This is a genomic window from Phreatobacter sp. GW821-FHT04C01, from assembly GCF_059420385.1.
Genome location: NZ_JBWKTP010000008.1, coordinates 226,292 through 250,598 on the forward strand (window position 1 = coordinate 226,292; position 24,307 = coordinate 250,598).

Annotated in this window: 22 protein-coding genes; 11 read left to right on the forward strand and 11 right to left on the reverse strand. The window is 66.6% G+C overall.

The features are described from left to right. The first annotated feature begins 150 nt into the window (after window positions 1-150). The 4 genes from AC07WJ_RS26820 to AC07WJ_RS26835 all read left to right on the forward strand — a co-directional run bounded on the left by AC07WJ_RS26820 (window position 151) and on the right by AC07WJ_RS26835 (window position 3,121). Window positions 151-663: an antitoxin Xre/MbcA/ParS toxin-binding domain-containing protein gene (locus tag AC07WJ_RS26820; RefSeq protein ID WP_494937895.1), complete on the forward strand. Its 513-nt coding sequence runs from the start codon at window positions 151-153 to the stop codon at window positions 661-663. Further along, complete coding sequence (locus AC07WJ_RS26825) at window positions 660-1,331, forward strand: RES family NAD+ phosphorylase (protein ID WP_494937745.1); 672 nt, start codon at window positions 660-662, stop codon at window positions 1,329-1,331. The genes AC07WJ_RS26820 and AC07WJ_RS26825 overlap by 4 nt, the downstream gene beginning before the upstream one ends. A gap of 78 nt (window positions 1,332-1,409) precedes the next feature. Continuing rightward, complete coding sequence (locus AC07WJ_RS26830) at window positions 1,410-2,216, forward strand: NAD(P)-dependent oxidoreductase (RefSeq protein ID WP_494937746.1); 807 nt, start codon at window positions 1,410-1,412, stop codon at window positions 2,214-2,216. Window positions 2,217-2,545: 329 nt separating this feature from the next. Then, window positions 2,546-3,121 (forward strand): cytochrome b, encoded by a 576-nt coding sequence (locus AC07WJ_RS26835; RefSeq protein ID WP_494937747.1) that lies wholly within the window; start codon window positions 2,546-2,548, stop codon window positions 3,119-3,121. 627 nt (window positions 3,122-3,748) lie between these two features. Here the strand turns inward: AC07WJ_RS26835 and AC07WJ_RS26840 are convergent. Continuing rightward, window positions 3,749-4,732, reverse strand: a complete 984-nt coding sequence (locus AC07WJ_RS26840) for a Bug family tripartite tricarboxylate transporter substrate binding protein (RefSeq protein ID WP_494937748.1) — start codon at window positions 4,730-4,732, stop codon at window positions 3,749-3,751. Window positions 4,733-4,976: 244 nt separating this feature from the next. Between AC07WJ_RS26840 and AC07WJ_RS26845 the strand changes: the two genes are divergently transcribed. From AC07WJ_RS26845 to AC07WJ_RS26860, 4 genes are all read left to right on the forward strand, one after another. Further along, window positions 4,977-6,209, forward strand: a complete 1,233-nt coding sequence (locus AC07WJ_RS26845) for a tetratricopeptide repeat protein (RefSeq protein WP_494937749.1) — start codon at window positions 4,977-4,979, stop codon at window positions 6,207-6,209. Between the two features lie 250 nt (window positions 6,210-6,459). Next, entirely contained in the window at window positions 6,460-6,894 is a 435-nt protein-coding gene (locus tag AC07WJ_RS26850; RefSeq protein WP_494937750.1) for a YciI family protein, read from the forward strand. 36 nt (window positions 6,895-6,930) lie between these two features. After that, on the forward strand, window positions 6,931-7,332 hold the full coding sequence (locus AC07WJ_RS26855) for a YciI family protein (protein WP_494937751.1): 402 nt from the start codon (window positions 6,931-6,933) through the stop codon (window positions 7,330-7,332). A gap of 102 nt (window positions 7,333-7,434) precedes the next feature. Then, window positions 7,435-8,715 carry an RNA polymerase sigma factor gene (locus tag AC07WJ_RS26860; protein WP_494937752.1) on the forward strand — a complete coding sequence of 427 codons (1,281 nt, stop codon included), beginning with the start codon at window positions 7,435-7,437 and terminating at the stop codon, window positions 8,713-8,715. Window positions 8,716-9,247: 532 nt separating this feature from the next. On the opposite strand, the gene AC07WJ_RS26865 is transcribed toward AC07WJ_RS26860, so the two are convergent. The 5 genes from AC07WJ_RS26865 to AC07WJ_RS26885 all read right to left on the reverse strand — a co-directional run bounded on the left by AC07WJ_RS26865 (window position 9,248) and on the right by AC07WJ_RS26885 (window position 14,771). Continuing rightward, window positions 9,248-10,546 (reverse strand): glycoside hydrolase family 130 protein, encoded by a 1,299-nt coding sequence (locus AC07WJ_RS26865; RefSeq protein WP_494937753.1) that lies wholly within the window; start codon window positions 10,544-10,546, stop codon window positions 9,248-9,250. Window positions 10,547-10,583: 37 nt separating this feature from the next. Further along, a complete protein-coding gene (locus AC07WJ_RS26870) occupies window positions 10,584-12,905 on the reverse strand; it encodes a glycosyltransferase family 4 protein (RefSeq protein ID WP_494937754.1) in 2,322 nt (773 codons plus the stop codon). After that, on the reverse strand, window positions 12,902-13,861 hold the full coding sequence (locus AC07WJ_RS26875; protein WP_494937755.1) for a class I mannose-6-phosphate isomerase: 960 nt from the start codon (window positions 13,859-13,861) through the stop codon (window positions 12,902-12,904). Before AC07WJ_RS26875 ends, AC07WJ_RS26870 begins: the two co-directional genes overlap by 4 nt. 139 nt (window positions 13,862-14,000) lie before the next feature. Beyond that, a complete protein-coding gene (locus AC07WJ_RS26880) occupies window positions 14,001-14,309 on the reverse strand; it encodes a hypothetical protein (RefSeq protein ID WP_494937756.1) in 309 nt (102 codons plus the stop codon). A 249-nt stretch (window positions 14,310-14,558) separates the two neighbouring features. Continuing rightward, the gene (locus AC07WJ_RS26885) at window positions 14,559-14,771 is read right to left on the reverse strand and encodes a cold-shock protein (RefSeq protein WP_494937757.1); all 213 of its coding nucleotides are present in this window, start codon (window positions 14,769-14,771) and stop codon (window positions 14,559-14,561) included. A gap of 357 nt (window positions 14,772-15,128) precedes the next feature. On the opposite strand from AC07WJ_RS26885, the gene AC07WJ_RS26890 reads away from it, so the two are divergent. Beyond that, window positions 15,129-16,007 carry a transglutaminase family protein gene (locus AC07WJ_RS26890; RefSeq protein WP_494937758.1) on the forward strand — a complete coding sequence of 293 codons (879 nt, stop codon included), beginning with the start codon at window positions 15,129-15,131 and terminating at the stop codon, window positions 16,005-16,007. Window positions 16,008-16,128: 121 nt separating this feature from the next. Further along, the gene (locus tag AC07WJ_RS26895) at window positions 16,129-17,511 is read left to right on the forward strand and encodes an FAD-binding oxidoreductase (protein WP_494937759.1); all 1,383 of its coding nucleotides are present in this window, start codon (window positions 16,129-16,131) and stop codon (window positions 17,509-17,511) included. A gap of 153 nt (window positions 17,512-17,664) precedes the next feature. On the opposite strand, the gene AC07WJ_RS26900 is transcribed toward AC07WJ_RS26895, so the two are convergent. The 5 genes from AC07WJ_RS26900 to AC07WJ_RS26920 form a co-directional block, all read right to left on the reverse strand. Further along, the gene (locus AC07WJ_RS26900) at window positions 17,665-18,645 is read right to left on the reverse strand and encodes a hypothetical protein (protein ID WP_494937760.1); all 981 of its coding nucleotides are present in this window, start codon (window positions 18,643-18,645) and stop codon (window positions 17,665-17,667) included. 157 nt (window positions 18,646-18,802) lie between these two features. Then, window positions 18,803-19,648: a carbohydrate ABC transporter permease gene (locus AC07WJ_RS26905; RefSeq protein ID WP_494937761.1), complete on the reverse strand. Its 846-nt coding sequence runs from the start codon at window positions 19,646-19,648 to the stop codon at window positions 18,803-18,805. After that, complete coding sequence (locus tag AC07WJ_RS26910) at window positions 19,645-20,511, reverse strand: carbohydrate ABC transporter permease (protein ID WP_494937762.1); 867 nt, start codon at window positions 20,509-20,511, stop codon at window positions 19,645-19,647. The genes AC07WJ_RS26905 and AC07WJ_RS26910 overlap by 4 nt, the downstream gene beginning before the upstream one ends. Before the next feature lie 307 nt (window positions 20,512-20,818). Next, a complete protein-coding gene (locus tag AC07WJ_RS26915; protein WP_494937763.1) occupies window positions 20,819-22,087 on the reverse strand; it encodes an ABC transporter substrate-binding protein in 1,269 nt (422 codons plus the stop codon). A gap of 105 nt (window positions 22,088-22,192) precedes the next feature. Next, complete coding sequence (locus tag AC07WJ_RS26920) at window positions 22,193-22,831, reverse strand: SLOG cluster 4 domain-containing protein (RefSeq protein ID WP_494937764.1); 639 nt, start codon at window positions 22,829-22,831, stop codon at window positions 22,193-22,195. A gap of 189 nt (window positions 22,832-23,020) precedes the next feature. On the opposite strand from AC07WJ_RS26920, the gene AC07WJ_RS26925 reads away from it, so the two are divergent. Next, on the forward strand, window positions 23,021-23,977 hold the full coding sequence (locus AC07WJ_RS26925; RefSeq protein ID WP_494937765.1) for a nucleoside hydrolase: 957 nt from the start codon (window positions 23,021-23,023) through the stop codon (window positions 23,975-23,977). Window positions 23,978-24,307 lie beyond the last annotated feature (330 nt).

The following is a 24,307-nucleotide window of genomic DNA, read 5'->3' on the forward strand; positions in this document are numbered from 1 at the left end:
AGCCTTGCAGATGGGCAAACTTGAGGCCGCACCGCCGCCGAGACGCAGCGGCAAACGGAAACCGGCAGCAGCGGCGGCCGCCCTTGAAAAAAGTCCCGATTTGGACTATCTCTGGATCTGGACATGGAGATCGTCATGCCGGCAAGCGCGATGCCCTCGGCAAGGTCGATAGCGGGAGGTACCCCGCGGCTCGACCCGCGACGCTTCGACCCGCCGAGCCGCCGCCGCCTGAGCGCACCGGGCCTGAGGACCTTTCTGGCGATCAGCGACCTCTGGGGCTTGAGCGAAGAACAACGGCGGCTGGCGCTGGGCCTGCCCTCGCGGTCGACCTATCACCACTGGGCCAAGGCAGCGCGGGAACATCGCGACATCACGCTCGACGTCGATGTGCTCCTGCGCATTTCGGCCGTGCTCGGCGTGCACCAGGCGCTGGGCGTGCTGTTTGCCAGCGAGCCCGAACAGATCGCCTGGCTGCGCCAGCCGCACCAGGCACTGGTCTTCGGCGGCCGGCCGCCACTCGACCTCGTCACCAGCGGCACCCAGGACGGACTTCTCACTGTCCGCCGCTTTCTCGACGCCGCCCGCGGCGGCCTCTACATGGCGCCGAACAGCGTCGACGAGGGTTTCCGGCCCTATGGCGACGCGGACATCGAGATCTCGTGACCGACCAGCATGCCGCCGCGCCGAAGCCCTGCCATCGGCTGATCCCGTCGCAATTCCCGCCGATCGGCCTGTTCGACACGGTGACGACGCCAGCCGACCTCGCCGCCGTCATGGAGCTTGCCGGCTGGACCAACGACCGGCTGGTGGCCGAGAGGCTGGGCCGCCTCCCCCAGACGGAATGGGTCCATGGTCGTGCCAACGCCAGCGTGGTGATGGCCGCCTTCCTGCATGTGGCGCCCGGCGGCATGCGCTTCAACGGCCCGGATCTCGGCGCCTGGTACGCCGCGGCCGAACTTGCGACCGCGGTTGCCGAGGTCGGCCATCATTTGCGCCGGGAGGCCTCCGCGCGCGGCCTGGCCCGGACCAGCCGGCGCTACCGCGCCTATGCCTGCAGCCTCGCCGGCTCTTATCTGGATATCCGGGGCGAGCAGGCCTTGCGCCCGGACATCTATGCCCCGGACAGCTACTCCGCTTCCCAGATCCTCGGCGAAGGCCTGCGCGCTGCCGGCGGAGCAGGCGTGATCTATGACAGCGTGCGCCACGCCGGCGGCGTCAATATCGCGGCGCTGCGCCCGCGCAACGTGACCGACGTCGCGCAGGCCGATCATTACGAGATTACGGTGGAGGTGGCAGCGCGCCGGATCACCGCGGCGAGACTGTCGGCCTGACAGGCATCCGGCCGGCGGCTCCTGCCCCGCCGACCGCGAGCCGCGGCCAGGCTGCTGCACCCGCGCCGGAAGCGGTGCATGATCGACGAGCGGGAGAACATCGTGGCAGCCCATCCGACCAAGGTCATCGTCTTCGGCGCTACCGGCAATGTCGGCCGGCGTCTCGTTGCCCGCGGCCTTGCCCATGGCCACGACGTCACCGCCTTCGTCAGGAGCGGCCAGAAACTCGTCCAGCAGTGGAACGCCGGACTGCCGGAGCGACTGCGTGTCGTCGAAGGCGACGTTCTGGACGAAAGCGCCGTCGGCCAGGCGATCGAGGGCCAAGACGCGGTGGTCAATGCCGCCGGTCATGCCACCGATCCCGAAATGCTCGAACGCATCTGCGCCATCATTGTCCGGCAGGCCGAGCGCGTCATGGCGCCGCCGCCACGGGCCTGGCTGTTCGGCGGCGCCGCTGTGCTCGATATCCCGCATACGCCCTATCTCGGCGTCGACCTGCCGGGCGTCCCCGCCATCTACCAGGTGCACAAGCGCAACTGGGACATGCTGAAACGGTCGGCGACCGATTGGTCGCTGATGTGCCCGGGTCCCATGGTGCCGGCGCCGGACGGACGACCGCGCGCCGACCTCAGGATGTCCACCGATGTCCTGCCCTACCCGCTCGGCAACTGGGCGCGCCTTGCGCCGCGCATCGCGCTGGCGCTGTCGATGAAGGCCCATCTGGCCGAGATCACCGTTGCCTATGAAGATGTCGCCGAGATCGTCATGACCCATCTGGCGACCGGAGGCGATCTCGCCCGCAAGCGCGTCGGAGTCGCGCTGCCTGCGGGGCAGCGTCAGGAGAAACGGGGCTGGCGGCCGGGCCAGCAAGGCCCGGAACAATAGGGCGGCACGCCGAGGCCGGCGACGGCGCGCGATCGATGCGCCCGGCAACGCCGGCGCCGGCAGTATCCAGCGGCGGGCCATCTACCCGGCGGCGCGGCCAAGGCCGGTACGGATCGTGCGCCCGGTCTGCAACCCATCTCGACCGAACCGGCCGGTGCCTTGCGGTGGCCTGTGAAACCAGGGTCGATCGATCAACATTCCGTTAGAATCGGCAGCTTTCCTGCAACGCCGATCTTGTTGAGCGCCGCTGGACGCCATATCCGCATCTCGCCAGCGAAGATTGACGATCCAGGTTCGCACCAGACGCAGGAACGGCTCCGATATCCGACATGCAGATCAAGAACTCATCCGATCGCTATGGCGCGATTGCCCAGTCGCTGCACTGGCTCACCGTCATCCTGCTGTTGCTGGCTTGGGCGCTCGGCACTTTCGGCGATGCCCTTCCCAGGGGGCCCGCGCGTGCCACCGGACAGTTCGTCCATATGCTCGCCGGATTGGCGATCCTTGCCGTCCTGGCGGCGCGCCTGCCATGGCGGATGGTCGATCCACCGCCGCCACCGGTGCCGACCAGGCTCGGCCTGTGGGCAGAACGCTTGGCGCGGCTCGCCCATTACGCGCTCTATCTGCTGCTGATTGCCGTACCGATCATCGGCATCGTCCTGCAATTCGCCCGCGGACGGCCGGTCCCCCTGTTCGGACTGATGGACATTCCGTCGCCCTGGGTCGCCGACCGGGCCTTCGCGCGCAATGTCCGGCAGGTGCATGAAGTCGTCGCCCATGCCCTGCTGATCCTCGCCGGCCTTCATGCCACCGCCGCGCTTTGCCACCACTGGATCTTCCGGGACCGGACGCTCGTTCGCATGCTGCCGGGTTTCCGCCCGGCGCAGCAGCGAAGCCAGGGCTGAGGTCGGCTGACGGAAGCCCCCGAGACAATCGGCGCACCTCGATCTCGATCCGGGCCCCGGCCGGACCTGCGCGGCCGCTCCGGGTGGATCCGCATCTAATTCCACATGCAATTCACGTTAATATCACGCTGCGCTGCGGCGCGGATGTCATGGATTGCGACATTCAGCGCAGAGCTTTCACCGAACCGTCGAGACCTCGTGGCCCGGGCCGCCTGAACGCGCTTCCAGCGGCGACCCCAACGGCCCCACCGCCGGCGTCACGGCGCGCCAGGCTGGTCACGACGATCGCGATCAGGGCCAAAGGCGGCCCGCGCGAGGATGGCATGAGATCACCGAGGGAGGCAGAAATGGCGAAATCCTACTTCTTCCACTTCGCCCCGATCAGGGGGCGCATGGCGGCCCCCATTCCACACCAATCGTCCCATGCCCCGCTCCCGGAGCGCGACGTGCCGTCCAATGCGCCTCCGCCGGACGGCCGCCGCGAAGATCCCGGCCGCTGTGACGCGCCGCGGAACGGCCCTCGCCGCGACTGGCGCGACGAGGACGACCGCTGGTGACCGGCGGAGATCGCCAACGCCAGGCTTTCGAGCGGCATGGCCTGGTGCCGGCTGCTCGCCTGCGCCCTGGCTAATCGACCCTTGCCCCCGAGGCCTTCACCACCTCGGCCCAGCGCGGGATTTCGGCGTCGACCCGGGCGCGCAGCACCTCCGGCCCCTTCATGGTCGAGACCGCGCCCATCTGCTCGAAGCGCGCCCGGAAGGCGGCGTCCTGGCCGATCTTGATCAGTTCGGCAGTCAGGCGCCTCGCGACCGGCTCGGGCAAGCCCTTCGGCGCGATCATGCCGGACCATGAGGTGACGTCGAAATCGGCGATGCCGCTCTCCATCATGGTCGGCACCTCGGGCAGGCCCGGCCAGCGGCGGGCGGTGGAGACCGCGAGCGGCCGGATCTGGCCGCCCTGGATCTGGCCGATAATGGTCGGCAGGTTGTCGAACATCATGTCGATGCGCCCGGCAATCAGATCCTGCACGGCGACCGCACCTGTCCTGTAGGGCACGTGCAGCAGTTCGAGGCCGGTGCGGCGGGCGAAAAATTCGGTGCCGAGATGGCCGGTCGTGCCGACGCCCGGCGTGCCGTAGCTGACCTTGCCGGCGCCACGCTGCCTGGCCCAGGCGAGAAACTCCTGGATGTTGCGCGTCGGGTTCTGGGCATTGACCACGAAGACGTTGGGGATCTCGTAGATATCGGCCAGATAGGTGAAATCGGTCAGGGGATTGAACGGCAGCCGGGCGTAGAGCGTCACATGCGCCGACAGCGGCCCGATGGTGGAAACCCCGAACGTATAGCCGTCGGCATCGGCCCGGGCGATGGCGTCGACCCCGACATTGCCGGCGGCGCCCGGGCGGTTTTCAATCACGACGGGCTGGCCGAGGCCGGCGGCCAGGCGCTCGCCGATGACGCGGGCCAGCACATCGGTCGAACCGCCCGGCGGAAACGGCACGATCATGCGCAGCGGCCGGTTCGGATAGCCGTCCTGGGCGGCGGCGGGGCGAAGGGCGGGCATGGCGAGCGCGCCGCCAAGGGCGGCGAGCAGAGAACGACGGCTGGGCATGCGGGTTTCCTCGGTGAATGGCTGGTTGCGCGACCGCTTGTCGGCGCGGCCTTGTCCGCAGAATGAACGAGGCCTGCCGACGCAAGCAAGCGGCATGGCGTCGCTGGGGCCTCGTCCCGAACGCCCGATGGCAATCGACGCCCCCCGTCCGGGACATCAGGCGGAAACAGCCCGCGGCGAGAACCGGCAGGAGGGCGCGGACGCCCCTCTACGCTGCCCGATCTCGCCCATGCGGAGCCATGACATGCCCCGGCGCCTCGACGTCCTCCTCGCCTTGTCGTGGACAGTGAGCCTCACCCTCGGCGCCGCGGCGGCACCGGCTGCCTTGTCGCAAGGCGCCAGGGCGGCCTGCCTGCAACTGATGGACGATCCGCCGGATATCGGCCTCGGCCGGCAGGCTTTCGAGAGCGGCGTCAAGAACTGGGTCGAGGCCTGCCGGCAGGCCGTGGCGACCGAGGGCGCCGACCCGAACATCATGCTCGCACTCGCTCGTGCCCTGTCGGCCGATGGACAAAGGGCCGAAGCGGTCAGTGTATGGCGCGCGGCGGCGGCGCATGAGGGCAATGCCGAGGCCTATTACCAGCTCTACGAAACCCACAGGTCCTTCGACCGTGGCGACGTCAGCCGGGTTCAACTGGTATCGCGCGCCGAAGCCGAGACCGCGCTGCGGCGTGCCGCCGAGATCGGCCACCGGGACGCCATGCGCATGCTGGCCGTGCTGCTCGACCGGGGCGGCGTGGTCAAACGCGATCCCGCAGGAGCCAGGCTCTGGGCGGAACGATCGCTCGCCGCGCCGCCCACCGGTACGAGTTCCGCCGACAGCCTGGTGCTGCTCGGCCGATTGCTGGCCGATTCCGACCGGCCTGACGAGCACGGCCGGGGCCTGGGCATGCTGGAAGGCCTCGCCCGCTCCGGGCGCGGCGACGCCAAAGCCGTCCTGGCCGCGGCGCTACGGCCGATCGACCCGGCGCGCGCCCGGGACCTGCTCGAAGAGGCGCTCGCGACCCATCCCGGCCATGCGATCCCGATTCTCGCCGACATGCTGATCAAGGGCGAAGGCGGCGCCCAGGACATACCGCGCGCGCTGGCGCTGCTCCGCGGACGATCGGCGGCGGATGTCCCGGCGGTGAAGGCTGCCTATGGCCAATTGCTTCTCGAAGGCCGCCTGGTGCCGCGCGACATCGCGCAAGCCGCAAGGCTGATCGCCATCCAGGCTCAGTGGAACCAGGATGCCCGCCTGCAAGTCATGGGATTGCTGGTCGCCCACCCGGAGGTCCACCTCAATAGCCCCGGCGGCTTCCTCTACGATGCCAGCGAAGCTGCCGAGCTCGGCGAGCCCGGGGCGCTCGCCGCCTTGATCGCCCTCAAGCTATCGGCCAACAGCCAGTTCGCCGACAAGACCGGCGGTTGCGCACTTGCCGATCGCGCGGCTCGGACCGCCGCAGCCGCCCGCCCCGCCGAATGCCGGGCGAACTGATCCGGCCATCGCGCCCCACCCGGCTGCCGGGCAACTGCACCCGTGGCGTGCCCGAGCCAGCCTCGGCCCGCCCCCGTCATGCTCGTCGCTCGCGCGAGCCGGACGCCCCGGGGCACCTGACCTCCAAAAAATAAATCGCGCAGTCTGTCGAATCCGTGAAACCACCTTCGTCGTCCCATCAGAGCCCTGGTCCAGGCCCGGCCAGGGTGGCTCGCAGACCGAAGCTTTCCCGCAAACAAGGAACAGACCAATGCGTTTCATGGTGATCGTCAAAGCCACCAAGGATTCCGAGGCCGGCATCATGCCGAGCGAACAGCTCCTGACCGAAATGGGCAATTTCAACGAGGAACTGGTCAAGGCCGGCGTGCTGCTGGCGGGTGAAGGCCTCCACCCCAGCTCCAAGGGCGCGCGCATCCGCTTCTCCGGCAAGACCCGCACGGTCATCGACGGTCCTTTCGCCGAGACCAAGGAGCTGATCGCCGGCTTCTGGCTGCTGCAGGTCAAATCGAAGGAGGAGGTCATCGAATGGATGAAGCGCTGCCCGAGCCCGTTCGACGGCGAATCCGAGCTTGAGATCCGCCAGGTCTTCGAGGCCGAGGATTTCGGCGCCGAATTCACCCCGGAGCTGCGTGAGCAAGAAGACCGCTTGCGGGCCGAGGCCGCCCGGCAGACCAAGAAGGCCTGATCGGCCGGCGACCAGCCAATACCGAGGGAGACGACCATGCGTTTCATGATGATGTTCAGGCCTGCCGACAGCAAAGCCGCGGAGGCCGGCTTGCCGCCCAACCCCGACGAGATGGTTGCCATGGGCAAGCTGATCGGCGACATGGCCGAAGCCGGCGTGCTGATCGCGACCGAGGGGCTGATGCCGACCTCGGCCGGCATGAAGATGAGATCGTCGGGCGGCCAGATCACCGTCACGGACGGCCCCTTCACCGAGGCCAAGGAAATCATCGCCGGCTTCTGCATGGTCCAGGTGAAGTCGAAGGACGAGGTGATCGAATGGGGCAAAAGGTTCTTCGAGATCGTCAGTGAGGACGGCGAGAGTGAGATTCGCCAGATGTACGATGTCGGCGAGGCCCCTTGCTCCGGCCAGCCGCTCGAGCTCGCGACCCCGGCCTGACCGGCCCGGCATAGCGCGTCAAATCGCCGCCAGGCCGGAATTGCCCGCGTCCTGGCGGACTCGCGCTTGCGGCGCCATGGCGGAGCTGATTTTATCCGCGCCGTGACGGCACCTGATACGCATAGCGCCATCGAAGCGGTCTGGCGGATCGAAGCCGCGCGGCTCATCGCGGGCCTCGCGCGGGTGGTGCGCGACGTCGGCCTGGCGGAGGAACTCGCCCAGGACGCCCTGGTCATCGCGCTCCAGCGCTGGCCGGAGACCGGCGTGCCGGACAAGCCCGGCGCCTGGCTGATGGCCACGGCCCGGAACCGCGCCATCGACCGCATCCGCCGCAACAAGCTGTTCGCCCAGAAGCAGGACGAGATTACGCTGGAGATCGAAGGCCAGCTGGAAATGGCCGTACCGGATGTCGACGCCGCCCTCGACGACGATGTCGGCGACAACCTGCTGAGCCTGATCTTCACCGCCTGCCATCCGGTGCTTTCGACCGAGGCCCGGCTCGCCTTGACCCTGCGCCTGCTCGGCGGGCTGACCACCAACGAGATCGCCCGGGCCTTCCTGGTGCCGGAACCGACGATCAGCCAGCGGATCGTCCGGGCCAAGCGGACACTGGCGGAAGCCCGCGTGCCCTTCGAGGTGCCACGCGGTATCGATCGCGCCGCGCGCCTGTCCTCGGTGCTGCAGGTCATCTATCTCATCTTCAACGAGGGCTATACGGCGACCGCCGGCGACGACTGGATGCGGCCGCAGCTCTGCGAGGAGGCGCTGCGTCTCGGCCGGGTCCTGGCCGGACTGGTGCCGCGCGAGCCCGAAGTGCATGGCCTCGTGGCGTTGATGGAGATCCAGGCCTCGCGCTTCGGCGCCAGGACCGGCCCTTCGGGCGAGCCCATCCTGCTGCTCGACCAGGACCGCGGGCGCTGGGATCATTTGCTGATCGGCCGGGGCCTCGCCGGACTTGCGCGGGTCGAAGCGCTCGGCGGAACCAATGGTCTTTACGCCTTGCAAGCCGCGATCGCCGCTTGCCATGCCCGCGCCCGGACCGCCGAGGCGACCGACTGGACCCGCATCGCTACGCTTTATGACGCGCTCGCCCAGGCCGCTGGATCGCCGGTTGTCGAGCTCAATCGCGCGGTGGCCCATGCCATGGCCTTCGGTCCGGCCGCCGGCCTGGCGCTCACCGATGCGCTGGCGGACGAACCGACGCTGAAAGCCTATCACCTGCTACCGGGCGTGCGCGGCGACTTCCTGTTCAAGCTCGGCCGTTTCGCCGAGGCCCACGCGGCTTTCGAACGGGCGGCATCGCTCACCCGCAACGCCCGCGAACGCGACGTGCTGCTCGGCCGCGCCGCCGCGAGTGCCGCTGGCATGGCCAAGGCGGGATGACACCCGAGGCGAGAGGCGCGGCCTGGGCACGCTCCCGCCGTGCCAGGCCAATCGGCGGGGCGAGCTTCGCCCTGCCCCGCAAAGCCCGCGACATCGAGGGGGGCCGGACCACGCCTGAGCACCCCGTACCCATTGATGAAACAAAAAGGCCCCGCGACCTTCACCAGGTGCGGGGCCAATCAAGGCGCCAAGCGCCTTGTCGGGCATCATGCTGCCGCATCGCCACCAAGGAAGCCGCCGGTACATCCGCGGTCAACTTCATTTGGCGATGCGAAATGCCGGGCGACGCGGAAATCCGTCAGCCGCCGGCAGTGCAATCAGGCCAGATCTCTCGAAGAAACGACCGGCACATCGCCAGTCCTGCGGCCCGAAACAAACCCGAAGTTTATTCCCTGACCGTCCATCGACTGACTGGATATGGGAACGGTCTCCCGGGAACGCAAGACGTGGCGGCAAAAATCTTCGCAGAGCCGGCTCGCCGCCCTGACGATGGCCGGCTGCATCGTCCGCGCGGCGGGCTGGCCGGCAAGGCTCACTCCGTCATCGTCTTCAGCAGCGCGGCGATCTTGACCGTCGCGAAATTGGAGAAGGTGTCGGAGACGGCATAGGGCAGGATGATCTGGTCGCGATGCCGCATGGCTCCGCAGGTATAGACGACGTTGGGCACATAGCCCTCGCGCTCGGACGGCTCGGGCCGAAGCAGCGGCTCGCGCGAGCGCGCCAGGACCTTGGACGGATCGTTCTTGTCGAGAAGGGCCGCGCCGATCGAGTATTTGCGTACCGGACCGACACCGTGGGTCAGCAGGAGCCAACCTTCGTCCAGCTCGATCGGCGAGCCGCAATTGCCGATCTGCACGAATTCCCACGGGAATTGGGGCTTGAGCAGGAGCTTGCCGCCGTCCCAGGTGTATAGGTCGTCCGAGGTGATCAGATAGAGGTTCTCGTTGTCCTGCCGCGCAATCATGGCATAGCGCCCGTCGATCCTGCGCGGGAACAGGGCCATGCCCTTGTTTCGGGCGGCCGTGCCGCGCAAAGGCGCCATCCTGAAGCTGAGAAAGTCGGAAGTTTCGATCAGCTCGGAGCGGATCGCCTTGCCGCTATAGGCGGTATAGGTGGCGTAGAAGATCTTCCTGCCGCCATCGTCGAATTCGACGAAACGGGCATCCTCGATCCCGTTCGACTGGGTCTCGGTGACCGGGAAGATCACCCGCTCGCTGATATCCTCCTCGGGCTTGAAGGCAACCTCGACATGGTCGCCATCCGGGCTCGACACGCGGTTGACCACCCGGGGCATCGCGGCAAGGCGCGCCGTCGGATCGACGCTCACGCTGCCGTCGGCAGCGATCGAACCGGAGCGGAAGGTCAGCGACGAGACATGGCCTTCGCCCACCGCGCGCAGGCTGAGGATGAAGCGGCGCCCGCCTTCCGGCGCTCCGGATTGATCGGGATGGGAGACGACGCTCGGATTGAACAGGGCCGAAGCTTCGAAGGAATATTCATTCAGGAAATAGGCCCCGAGCAACTGGCGCTGGGTCAAGGTGAAATCGGCATGGGCGGCCAGCGCCTCTTCCATCTCGTCGGCGCGCGCCTCGAATGTCGCGAGCAGGTTGCGGTGGCGGCCCTGGAAATTCTCCAGCACATCGGCCAACTGGCTGGCTGCCGCCTCGGCGCCGAGCCCGAGCACCCGGTCGACAATATGGTTCGCCCGGGTCTTGTCGGTCGGATTGAGGTCCCGCGGTTCGGTGGCCGGCTTGAACGGGCGAACGATCACCCTGGCCGTGTCGGGGCGCAGATAGAGGGCCTGCCGGTTGAGAAATGTAGCTGACGACAATGCGTGCTCGACTTTTCTGTTCGGGATTTCGGGAACTTCAAGCGCCGACCGCACGCAGCGGGGCGAGCGCCGCGCGGTCGCCGGTCATGCGCGCCAACTGGCGGATTTCGGCGAGGCTGAGCAGGTATGACACGACCGACTCGCCGCCCCGGTTCTCGTTGCGGCGATCCGGATGCAGCCCGTCGCGACAGCTGCCGGTATCGAGGTCGACCAGCGGCAGGCCCAGGTCGTTGCCGCCGAGGAACCAGGCGAAGGCGCGGGTTGCGCCTGCCCGCCATTCGGCCCCGCCATTCACCCGCCAGGCGTCGAGACAGGCGGAGATCGCGGCAGTGGCCTCGAGGGGCTGTTGATCGAAGGCCTTCGGTGGTTGCCTGATGTCGCCGAAGCTCTGCGAGCCGACCGGCCTGAAACGGCCGCTCGGCGCGGTCTGCAATGCCATCAGCCAATGCAGCGATCGAAGGCCAGCGTCGACCATCGCCGGGGAACCGATCGAGCGGCCGGTCGCGAGCAGCGCCTGCGACAGCCGGGCATTGTCATAGGCAAGCCCTTGCTCGAACCAGACCCAGTCGGCGGTTTCGACTTCGGCCATGATCGACATCAGCCGATCGGCGAGCAGCCGTCGAAGGCCGATCGCGACCGTATCCGCGGCGACCACGGCACAATAGGCGTCGAGCCCGAGCAACGTGAAAGCCCAGGCGCGCGGCGAGCCGAAGCTTTCGACGACAGGCAGGGCTTCGGCGAAGAGCGCCGCCGCCCAGCGCCGCCGCGACGGACTGGCGTCGCTGCGGGCGCATTCGCCCAGCGCCCAGAGCGTCCGGCCATGGCTGTCCTCGGAGCCGACATCCTCGAGCCAGCGCCGATCGAAGCTCATGAAATTGCGAAACCGCCGCGCGTCGGGATTCCAAGCGTGCTGGACAAAGGCGGCGAACCGGGTGGTGAGAACGTCCGGCAGGCTTTGTTCGCCCGGCTTGTTGAGGGCGCAGGCGACCAGCAAGGCACGGGCATTGTCGTCGACGCAATAGCCGTGGTGGCGATCCGGCACCGAATGGACCGCATGCTGGAACAGCCCGGTGTCGTCGCACATGGACAGGAGATGGCCGATGCGCATCTCCGGTGTCGCCTGGCCCTCGCGCAATGGCACGGCCGAATGCACGGACAGATTTGCCGGCGCTGCCGCAGCCGGGCCGGGCCGGGCGACGACGCGAAGCTTGTGGCCGCGACGGGCACTCTCGAACACGCCGAGATAGCGCTCGGCGGTGCGTTCCCAGGTCATCGACCGGCTCGCCGCATAGGCACGCTTGCGCATGGCCTCGCGCCTGACGTCGTCGGTCAGCAGCCCCGCGATCTCCTCGCCGATGGCGGCCGCGTCGCCGAACGGAACCAGGATTCCACGGCCTTCCGCCAGGAGCTCCCGGGCGTGCCAATAGGGTGTGGAGACCACCGGCTTGCCGAGGCCGAAACTGTAGGCGAGCGTGCCCGATGTCATCTGCGCCTCGTTGAGATAAGGCGTCACGTAGACGTCGCACATCGCGATGAAGTCGAGCAGCGTCGCCTGGTCGACGAACTGGTCGAGAAACACCACATGGTTCTCCACCCCGATCGCGCGGGCCCGTGCCACTAGGCCGTCGCGATAGGCCTCGCCCTGGTCCCGGACCAGATTGGGATGGGTCGCGCCGAGCACCACATAGAGGGCGTCGGGCCGGCGCTTCAGGATCGCCGGCATCGCGTCGATCATGACCTCGATACCCTTGTTGGGCGACAGCAGGCCGAAGGTCAGGATGACTGCCCTGTCCTGGTAGCCCAGCTTGGCCTTCGCCGTGTCGGGTTCGACAAAGGCGAAGTCGGGAATGCCGTGGGGAATGACCTCGATCTTCTCGGCTGCCACCCCGTACTTCGCGCGCAACAGATCGCGTGCCTTCTCGGCCATGACCACGACTTTCGACGAGGCGTCGACGATCCGATCCATGACACCGCGCTGCGCCGGCGTCGGCTCGGCCAGGACCGTATGCAGCGTCGTGACCACCGGCATTGTCAGCCGCGACAACAATGTCATGATGTGGTTTCCGCTGTCGCCGCCGAAAATTCCGAACTCGTGCTGCAGGCAGACGATGTCGAACTGGCCCGCATTCAAGGTAACGGCGGCTTGTTCGTATTCGTCGATCCGGTCGTCGCGAATCTGCAGGCTGACAACCGGCGGATAGTCATAGACTTGGCCGCGATCGGTCATCGCGACGATGGCCGTGCCGAGATCGGCACGCGCATGGGCGACGGCCTGCTGCAGGTCGCTGGTGAAAGTGGCGATCCCGCAGCGACGCGGGAGCGAATTACCGATGAAAGCCACACGGCTCAACTGGGTCACGGACGCACCTCCGATTTGGCGACCGGCGAACCGGGCGGGGCCTGATGATGCGGGCCCGGCCCCGCCTCCAGCGGCAGCGGGAAACCGACATTCTGACCGTCACGATTGCGCAGGAGCCCCGGCGCGGGCCGAGGGCCGGCATAGGCCAAGAGCGCCCTCAAGCCCGCGGCGCCAACCGCGAGAGTGGTCGCCTCCGCATCCAGGAAGATCGCCTCGCCGACGAAGGCGTTCATCGACCCGATCTTGGCATGGCCCTCGAGGACCATGAGCCAGGTCTCGGTGTCGCTATCGACGTCCCAGCTCGATTGCGGCGCGAGATCGAGCCGTTCGAAAACGAAATAGGGGCTGGCCACCAGCAGGGTTCTTGCATCCGTCAGCCGTGTCCGAACGGTTCGTGGTCCGGCCGGGCCGCCAACCGCGACCCTGGCCGCGTTGTCGACATGCAGTTCGCGCTCCCGGCCATGGTCGAACAGGCGGAAGGTGGCGTCACTGCTCTGCTGGATCTCGGCGACCACCAGTCCTGCGCCGATGGCGTGGATGGTGCCAGCCGGGACATAAAATATGTCGTCCTTGCGGGCCTCCTGCCAATGCACGAGGTCGGCTATCGAGCCGTCCGCGATGGCGAGCCGCAATTCATCAGCACTCAACGGCTGCTTGAGGCCGAGCGCGACCTTGGCCCCGGGCGCGGCCGACAGGATGTACCAGGCCTCGGTCTTGCCATTGGCAAGCCCGATCGACCGGGCGAAAGCGTCGTCGGGATGCACCTGGATCGATAGCGGTTGCGTGGTGAACAGCAGTTTCAACAGCAGGGCCGGATCCGGGGCGTTCATGTTGGCGCGCTGGAACCAGAGTTCGCCGACGGTGGCGCCGTCGTGCCGGACCTCGCTCCAGGGCAGAAGATCGGTGCTGCCCCAGGGTTTTTGCACCACCCGTATCGAGGCATGTTCGATCGTCATCGACGTCTCCTGGTTCGTACCGCGCGGATGGGGTCGACCTGATGTCGGAAGGCGCCGTTCCGAGCGGGCGGCAGCCGTCACCAGAGAGGTCATGTCGTTTGCGGAGAAATGCTTCGCGGTACTGCAGGCAGATTGGCGCTCAATGACGCCAATAGTGCGAAGCGTCGGGCAATTGCCCCGTAACGTCCACATGGGCAACGTCGCTGGCCGCTCGCAGTTCCTTTTCGGAGAACCTTAGATCGAGCAAGCGTCCGTCATCGGTGAGAAGCTGGACGTCGTCGCGGCCGAATACATCCTTCAGGGCCGCGGGATCGAGCCGGATCTCGCCGCACCCCGTCACGCCGCCCGGCTCCTTGAAGAAACCATCGAAATCATAGGAGGCACGCACCTCCCCCTTGCCGGCGCACTTCACCACGCCGCTTCCCGAGATGCCGCCGAGATATCGCACGATCGAGCTGGCCTTTCGGGTTGCGGGACGCCACGCGCACGGCTCAGCCGAGCCCTCCGGGGTCCGTGAAATAAAAGGCCCCGCGACCTTCACGAGGTGCGGGGCCAATCAAGGCGCCAGGCGCCTTGTCGGGCATCATGCTGTCGCATCGCCATCAGAGAAATTGCCGGTACATCCGCGGTCAACTTCATTTGGCGTTGCCGAATGCCGGGCGGTTCGACGGAAATCCGTCGGTCGCCGGCAGTGCAATCAGGCCAGATCCTTCAAATTGTCGGCCGACATCTTGCCGGTCTTGCGGTCGGAAACGAGCTCGAAGCCCAATTTCTGACCTTCGCGCAAATCGCCCATGCCGGCACGCTCGACGGCACTGATATGGACAAAGGCATCGCTGCCGCCGTCATCGGGCTGGATGAAGCCGAAGCCCTTTTGGGCATTGAACCACTTGACGGTCCCCGTAGCCATGGGAAACCCTTTCACATCTATAGGTTTTGCTTGCCCACGGTGCCGCAGGCCGTCGAAATCGCATTTTCGGGTGAGAAATTATCAGCTCGGCGCGAAATTGCTTCGGCGCAAGGCCAAGTTATCTGGCCGTCTATCGACCTACCCAATATGGACGATGCCGAACAGGAAAACAAGATGTCTTGATTTATTTCTTTGATTCACCGCATCCATGTCTTGGTAATATTAGTGCAAATGCCGATTTTTTAATCGTCTTTTTTGGACAATTCGATGCCATTATGACGAAGGGCGCGCCGCCGTCCGCCCGCGAATGAACGGCCGCCCGCGCCTGTCACCCATTCCGACCTGTCGGAGCATCGGTTGATCACGCTCGCCATCCATCACAGAACGCATTTCCGCTACCGCGAACCGGTCGGCCTCGGGCCGCATCGCCTGATGTTGCGGCCGCGCGAAAGCCGCGATCTCAGGCTGATCGCCAGTGAGGTGACGGTAACTCCGGCCGCGACCATGACCTGGGCTCAGGATATCCAGGGCAATGCGGTGGCGACCGCGAGTTTCCAGGCGATGACCGACCACCTGACGATCGACAGCCGGGCCGCTGTCGCGCTCGGCGCGACCGCCTGGCCGGTATTCGACATCGCCGCATCGGCGATCTTCTTTCCATTCCGCTATTCCGACGACGAGTGGACCGACCTCGGCGCGCTGGCGGTGCCGCAATATGCCGATCCGGACGCGCGCCTGCGCAACTGGGCGCAGGCCTTCGTCGCCGCCCATCCCACCGACACGCTGGCCCTGCTCAAGGATCTCAGCGCCGGTATCGCCGGCTGGATTTCCTATCAGAGCCGGGAAGACGAAGGCACCCAGTCGCCGATCCAGACGCTCGATCGCGGCTGGGGCTCCTGCCGGGACTTCGCAGTGCTGTTCGTCGAGGCGGTGCGCGTGCTCGGTTTCGGCGCCAGGATCGTCTCAGGCTATCTCTACAATCCCGATCAGGACCTCTTGGGCACGTCCGGCGCCGGCTCGACCCATGCCTGGGCGGAGGTCTTCGTGCCTGGCGCCGGCTGGATCACTTTCGACCCAACCAATCGCGGCGTTGGCGGCTTCAACCTGATCCCCGTGGCGGTCGCCCGCGACATCGGCCAGGCCATGCCGGTCGTCGGCGGCTTCTTCGGGGCGAACGGCGCGTTTCTCGATATGGCGGTCGATGTGCGCGTGACATCACGGCCGCCGGCCGCCTAGGCCCGGTCACATCCCGTCCAGGGCGTCGATTCGAGGACGCGTCGGTGCCTTGCCGTGTCCCGGGAAGCGGCGCAGTCTCCAGTCTAACAGGCCGATCATCGTGTGGAAGTGGGAGGACATCATGCAAGCCATGGCCACCGAAACCTTCACCGCGAGTATGCGCGGTCCGGTCGTCAAGCGGACCGATGCCGACTACGACGCGGTGCGCAGCCTCTATAACGGCATGATCGACAAGACCCCGCTGCTGATCGCCCGCTGCACCGATGCGGCCGACGTCGTGACGGCGGTCAATTTCGGCCGCGACAACGATCTCGCGATCGCCATTCGCGGCGGCGGCCACAGCGGTCCCGGTCTCGGCAGCGTCGACGACGGCCTCGTGATCGACCTGTCGATGATGAAGGGCGTGCGCGTCGACCCCGCCACCCGCACGGTGCGCGCCGGCGCCGGCTGCACGCAGGGCGATGTCGACCATGCCACCCATCTCTACGGACTGGCCGTGCCCGCCGGTATCGTCTCGTCCACCGGCATTGCCGGCCTGACGCTCGGCGGCGGCACCGGCTATCTCACCCGCAAATATGGCCTGACCATCGACAATCTGCTGGAAGCCGACGTCGTGCTCGCCGACGGCCGCATCGTCACCGCCAACGCCTCGGAAAACTTCGATCTCTACTGGGCGCTGCGCGGCGGCGGCGGCAATTTCGGCGTCGTCACCAGCTTCCTGTTCCGGGCTCATCCGGTGAGCATGGTCTATGCCGGCCCGGTGTTCTGGGACATCGAACAGGCCCGCATCGTCATGCGGAAATACCGGGAATTCCTGCCGGGCGCTCCGGAAGATCTCGGAACCTTCGTCGGCCTGAAGACCGTGCCGCCGGTCGATCCGTTCCCGCGGGAGCATCAGGGCAAGCAGGCCTGCGCCATCATCTCCTGCTATGACGGCCCCGCCGAGGAAGGTCAGGCGCTGATGGCCCGCCTGCTCGGCGAATTGCCGCCGCCGCTGTTCAACTGGATGGGCGAGATGCCTTTCCCGGCGCTCCAGTCGATGTTCGATCCGTTCTTCCCCAAGGGGCTGCAATGGTACTGGCGCGGCGACTTCGTCAAGGAGCTGTCCGACGAGGCAGTCGACGCCTATATCGCCCAGGCGCGGAAACTGCCGAGCGCGTTGTCGCTCATGCATCTCTACCCGATCGACGGTGCCGTTCATCGCGTCGGCAAGGGCGACACCGCCTGGAACGCGCGCGAGGCAACCTGGTCGATGGTCATCGCCGGCATCGACGCCAACCCGCAAAAGGCCGGCGAGATCACCCGCTGGACCAAGGGCTCCTGGGAGGCCGTGCATCCCTATTCGGCCGGTGGCGGTTATGTGAACTTCATGATGGACGACGGGGACGATGTCAGGCTGAGGGCGACCTATGGCGCCAATTACGATCGGCTGGTCGCGGTGAAGTCGAAATACGACCCGCGAAACCTGTTTCACGTCAACCAGAACATCAAGCCGTTGCACTGACGCGGGTTGTTCGCGCGTACCGGCTCGAGCGGCGCCGCCTGGTGAGGGAGGGCCTCGACGAGGTCCTCCCGGTCGGCACGCGTTCTGGTGTGGCAAGACCTGTCCCTGGGGCGCGCCGACCGGACCGCGCAAGGATGCGCGCGTATCGGCCCGTCAGCGATGGAGCGCGGGTTCCCCCGTCATCTCGGCGCGGTAACCGAGTGATGCACGTGCGACGGCCGTCACATCCATCGGATTGATAACGAAGGGCACCCGCGCCCATTGCAAGATCAGCTTCAATGCGGACGAGCCCCGATAGTCGAACTCGGGCGGAACCCAAAGACCGACCAGGAGCGGCATCAGGATCACCGCAGTCCTGAGTTCAGTCGCCCGGGACACCAGCCGCCATTGCCCCGCCTCGAGGACCACGACATCGTAAAGCGTCAGTTTGCCGGTGTCGTGCAGGAAGGGATGAGACGAGATCCACCCCTTCGGCAACCGCGCAACGACGAGTTTGACATGAGGTGTCCAATTCCCGTCGACGGTGGCGACGATACAGCGCCCGCGAGAGGCCGCCTCACGGGTGGCCGGCAATATGGCGCGCGCCTCGGCATAGGCGCGAGGGCAAGTTGCAAGCTCCTGATAGGCATAGACCACCCTTGCGGCCCGGATTGTACCCGAACTGACGGCATTGATGCGGACCGCATCGACCTCGCGGTCGAGCAGCAACGTCTGGCAGAGTGCGTCGCAGGGAGCGGTCCTGAGCGGATCGAGAGGCCATCCATCATCCGTCGCCGGATACTCGAACTCGATCCTGCGAGGTGGACTGTCCAAGTGGCCCACGCGATCCTGAGCGATGATCGGCCCCGCATCGCGTCGGACTATTTGCCGTGCCAGTAGACCCGGACCAATGGCCACAGCGAGGATGCTGAGGAAACCGAGGCCGATTGCGCCGCGACGGGACAGGCCGGCATGCCCCGCGATAACTGCTGGCCAAAGGCCGGTCAAATAGAGAGCGAGCGCGGGTGACAGCAAAATTGGCGGCAAGGCCAGCCCGAGGGTCGGTAATGCCAGGAACAGTACAGCCTCCGGCCAGGCGATATAGAGCAGCGCGAGCCCGACGGTGGCACCATAGAAAATCGCGAATGTCTTCAACTGCGGGACTGCCGGATGCCGCTGCGGACTTCGGTCGGAAAGCCGCCAGACGTCGAACTTACGTCATGCGCAATCCTGACGGCAACATGCAAAGTACCCGCTGTGGTTGAGACGGCCGCACGGCTCCATTCGCCGATCGCCATTCGTTATTCACCCCTCACCTGTCGCTCTGGAGCGCCACGGTCCGGATGTAATAGCGCTGCAGCACCAGGAACGGGATCAGCGCCACCATGATGGCGGTCGAGGCCGAGGCGAAGAGCGCGCCCCAGTTCGACTGTTCGAGCGTCATGTTGCGGGCGATTGCCACCTGAACCACGGTGAGATCGGGCGTGCTCGCCGCCACCAGCGGCCAGAAGAAGGCGTCCCACTGGTGGATGAACATCATCAGCGAGGCGGTCGCGGCGGTTGGCCAGGACAGCGGCATGGTCATGCGCCGGTAGATCTGCCACCAGCTCGCGCCGTCGATGCGCGCCGCCTCGTAGATCTCCTTGGGGATCTGGGCGAAGAACTGGCGGAACAGGAAGATGACGATGCCGCTCGCCACGTCGGGCGCGATCAGCGCGGCATAGGTGTCGACCCAGCCGAGCGCGCGCATCAGCACATAGAGCGGAATGACGATCGCCTCGAACGGCATCATGAAGGACAGCAGCACGGCGACGAACAGCGTGCGCTTGAACCGGAAGTCGAACACCGCGAAGGCAAAACCCGCCATCGAGTTGAACAGGATGCCGAGCGCCACTGTCGTGAAGGACACGAAGATCGAATTGAACAGGGCGCGCGGGAAGCCGCCGGTGAGGATCTGGCGGTAATTGTCCAGCGTCAGCTCGGAGGGAATGAGCGTGCCGAGGCCGAAGCGCCCGGCATTGGCGAAGATCTGCTCGGCCGGCCGGAACGACGACATGATCAGCCAGTAGATCGGCAGCAGCAGCACCACGGCAACCGTGATCAGCGCGAGATAACGCAGGCCCGTGAGCCAGGGCGAGGTCGTGCCGTCGGGCCTCATGCCTCGCCCTCCTTGTGACGGAACAGCCGCATCTCGAACAGCGCCGTCACCAGGATGATGACCAGGATGACGGTGGAAATGGCGAGCGACCGGCCGTGATTGAGGAAGGCGAAGGCCGACTGGTAGGACTCGAACATGAGCAGATGGGTCGCGCCGTTCGGGCCGCCATGGGTGATGACATAGACCGGCGCGAACAGAAGGAAATTCGCCGCGGTATCGGCCACCAGCACGAAGGCGAGCGGCCGGCGCATCATCGGCAGCGTGACATAACGCAGGCGCTGCCAGGCGGTGGCGCCGTCGAGGCCCGCGGCCTCGTCCAGCTCTTTCGGAATGGCGAGCAGGCCGGCGAGCAGGAACACCATCCAGTAGCCGACGCCCTTCCAGCTGACCACCGCGATCAGCGTCGGCAGGGCCTGGTCGGGCGAGCGGAAAAAGGCCTGGGCCGGCAGGCCGAGCCAGCGCAGGAAACCGTTGACCGGCCCGAGGGTCGGATCGAGCAGAAGGTTCCAGAGCACCGAGGTGATGGCGATCGACACCGTCATCGGCAGCAGGAAGGAAGCCCGGAAGACGTCGATGAACCGGCCCGGGCGGCGCACCAGCATGGCCAGCACCAGGGCCAGGAAGACCTGCAGCGGATTGACGATCAGGTTGAAGATCAGCGTCGTGGTCAGCGAGGCCCAGAAGGTCGGATCGTCGATCAGCTCACGGTAGTTCTTCAGGCCCTGGAAAACCGTGTCGCCACGAATGGTCTCGCCGAAAATGCTGCCGACCATGGCGATGCCGATGGGCGTGAAGCGGAACAGGATGAGGCCGGCGAGCGCCGGGCCGAGAAAGGCATAGGGCACCCACCAGCGATTGTTCATGGGCCGGGCCTGGCGAGGCGTGGGGTTTCGGATCGGCATTCGGGCTGCACGGAAGCGAAAGGCGCAGCCAAATCAACCCTCTCCCAAAGGGAGAGGTGGGCGCCGTCAGGCGCCGGGTGCGGGGCGTGAGGCTTCCGAACTGCCGCCATCTTCCACGCGCAACGCTCGTCGTGCATGCCGCCCCATCCGGAGGTGGACGTCCCCTCACCCGGCAGCTGACGCTGCCACCCTCTCCCTTTGGGAGATGTTTGATCAGGAGGCGCCATTCGCGGTTCCCGTTGGACCTCAGCCACCCGCAATCCCCGCCTCACCCCTTGTACTTCGCGATCTCGCGGTCGATGCGGGTGGCGGCCTGGGTCAGGGCCTGCTGGACATTGGCGCCGGTCTGAATGTCGCGCAGCGCCACCCGGAGCACGTCCTCGTACTCGCGAAAACCCGGCGTCGCCGGCCGCGGCACGGCGGTGGCGTCGAGTTCGTGTTGGGTGATCTTCCACATGTCGGTGTTGAAGGTCGCCGCCTCGCGCTGCCAGATCGCCTTGACCACCGGCGGATAGGGCCGGAGCTTGAACCAGAGCGCCTGGAGATCGTCGGACAGCAATTCCTTGACCACCGTCTCGACCGCCGCCTTGTGGGCGGTGCGCGGATTGACGCCGAAATGCCAGGCGCCTGTCGGTGTCACCGGCTTGCCCTTGGCGAAATAGGGGTGCGGCGCCACGCCGAAATCGATGCCGGGGAAACGCGTCTTGAACGTGTCGTAGTTGAAGGTGCCGGCCAAGAAGAAGGCGACTTTTCCAGTACCGAACAGTTCCGGCGTGGTCGCCGGATCGAACTGGCCGGGCGGCGACACCTTGAACTCGGAATAGAGCTTCTGCATGAAGCCATAGGCCTCGACGAAGGCCGGGCCGTCGAGATTGCCCGAGGCCTTGAAGCCGTCATCCGACAGGGCCTTGCCGCCGAGCGACTGGCCGAGCGGCAGGAGCTGGTAGGGCCGTTCCGACTGTTCGAAGGCGAAGCCCCAGACATTGTCGGCGGGCTTGGCGATCTTCTTCGCCGCCTCGACCAGTTGTTCCCAGGTCCAGCGCTTGGCGGGATCGGCCGAGGGCTCCTCGATACCGGCCGCCTTCAGCATGGCCTTGTTGTAGAACAGCACCTGCATGGAAGAGCCGAAGGGCGCCGAATAGATCTTGCCGTCATAGCTCGCCGCGGCGAGCCCGGACTGGGTGAAGCGGCTCTTGTCGATCATGCCGTCGAGCGCCATCAGGTGGCCACGCGAGGCATAGGAAGCGGTCAGCGGGCTGTCGCAGATATAGATGTCCGGATCCGGCGTACGGCCGTTCAGCTTCACCTCGATGGTCTGGAACACCTGGGTGAAGGGAATGCGCTCGACCTGCAGGCGGATGTCGGCATGGCGCTTCTGCACCTCGTCGAACAGCGGCGTCACCTGGTTTTCCGGCCAGCCCATCCAGACGGCGCGCAGCGTGGTGGGCTGGGCCCGGACGATGCCGGGCGCCGCGAGTACGGCGGCCGAGGCGGCGCCCATCAATGTCAGGCGGCGGCTTGGTCCTTGGTGACGCATGTGACGATCCTCCCAGGGCTTTTGAAACTCCGGCGGCGTTGCTTCGTGTCCTGATTCCGAAGGCCGCTTCAACTTCTTGTTCTCACGTATTTTCTTGTAAGGCGGTCATGCCCCGTCCAGGTCGAGATAGCGGCGGCAGAGGCAATCGAGCACATCGGGAATGGCCGACAGCGCCACCGCGCCCTCGACGTTGTGGGCCTCGGGCATGGCGATCACCAGCCGGCCGAGCCTGAGCCCCAGGGCCATTTCCGACAGCGTGCCGTAGCCGCCGCCGACCGCCACCAGGGCGAAGGAGGCGGTGGCGATGATGGCGTTGCGCGCCTCCCCGATTCCGGTGGCCAGCGGAATGGCGACGTGATCATTGGCCTCGCGCCAGTCATGATCGGGCAGGATGCCGATCGGCTGGCCGCCACCGGCGGCCACGCCTTTCGACACCGCTTCCATGGCCCCTGCCCGGCCGCCGCAAATGACCGTGAAGCCGATCTGGGCGAGCGCAAGGCCCAGGCTGTGGGCGCGCTCATATTCCGTGGCGGTGGCGTCGCGCGGCCCGATGACGCCAACGGGGATGCGGCGGGTGCCGGCGCGCGCAAAGAGATGGCTGACCGCCGCGACCGGGCTCACCGTCACCCCGTCGACCGTCGCCGCGGCTTTGGTCCAGGCCAAGGCCCAGGCGTCGAAACGCGCGCCGCGGCGATGCAGGGCGCCGTCGGCGGGATTGATGACCAGGGCGGAAGCGGCGGGCATGGCGGAACTCGAACCGGCACAGTCGGGCATGACGAGCCCGAAAGCCTAAAGCACAGTGCGACCATGTCCATAGCGGAGCGCCCGATCGGGCCGCTCATCGGCGCGGGGCCGGTTTGAGCAAATGGCGGTTGGCGCGGGATCATGCCGGGGCCAAGGTTCCGAGTCGAAATTTCGCGCCGGGAGGATGCCATGGCCGCCAGACAGAAAATCCTGATCGACTGCGATCCCGGCCACGACGATGCGGTCGCTATCCTGTTCGCCGCCCGCCACATGGACCTGGTCGGGGTCACCAGCGTGCATGGCAACAACTCGCTGGAGAACACCACGCGCAACGCGCTGGCCGTAGTCGAGATGGGCAAGCTCGACATTCCCGTCGCCAAGGGCTGCGCCGAGCCGCTGGCCCAGGAGCCGGTCGGCATCGCCGCCATGCACGGCAAGAGCGGGCTCGACGGCGCCGAGATCCCGGAACCCACGCGGCGGGTGATCGAGACCCACGCCGTCGACTTCATCATCGCCATGGCCGAGCAGCACAAGGAGGAGCTGATCCTCGCCACCATCGGGCCGGAAACCAATATCGCCATGGCGCTGCGCCGCGAGCCGCGGCTGAAGACCTGGATCCGCGAGATCACCGTGATGGGCGGCTCGACGACGCTGGGCAACATCACGCCGGTCGCCGAATTCAACATCTTCGCCGATGTCGAGGCCGCCTGGGCGGTCTATGAGAGCGGCATCCCGCTGCGCATGGTCGGCTACAACGTCACCCGCCAGACCGGTTTCGACCAGGGCGATATCGACCGCATGCGCGGCTCCGGCAAAAAGGTCGCCGGCGTGCTCGCCGACCTCATGGCCTTCTATCTGGAGAAGCAGCGGCAGGGCTATGGCCTGACGGTCGCGCCCATGCACGACGTCTGCGCCATCGTGCCTTATGTCGACGACAGCCTGATCGACTATCTCCACACCTCCGCGCGCATCGAGCTCAACGGCACCTATACCCGCGGCATGACGGTCTGCGACCTGCGCAACCTGAAGAGCGTGGCGGCGACCAATATGCGCAACGCCACCACGCCCAATGCACTGGTGGCGGTGAACGCCCGCAGCCGGGCACTGATCGACCGGGTCGTGGACACGCTGCTGACTTACGATTGAGGGCGGGGTTCACGGAACACGCACGAAGAATCGAAGGAGCGTCGTCGGGTTCTCCGGTGCCCCAATCCACGACGAGAGCTTCGGTTTCGTGCCGGAGGGAGACCGCTGATTCAGGTGCTGAATCGACCCTCTCCCAGAGGCAGAGGATGGCGCCGTCAGGCGCCGGGTGAGGGGTCGTCCATCTCCGGATGGGGTGGCATGCGGCGTGAGCCTTGGTCCCAATCCTGGGACGGACGTCCCCTCACCCGCCCGCTCCGCGGTCACCCTCTCCCTCTGGGAGAGGGTTGATTTGTCGGCACTTTTCGCTCGCTGCCCGGCGCAAGCCAAATG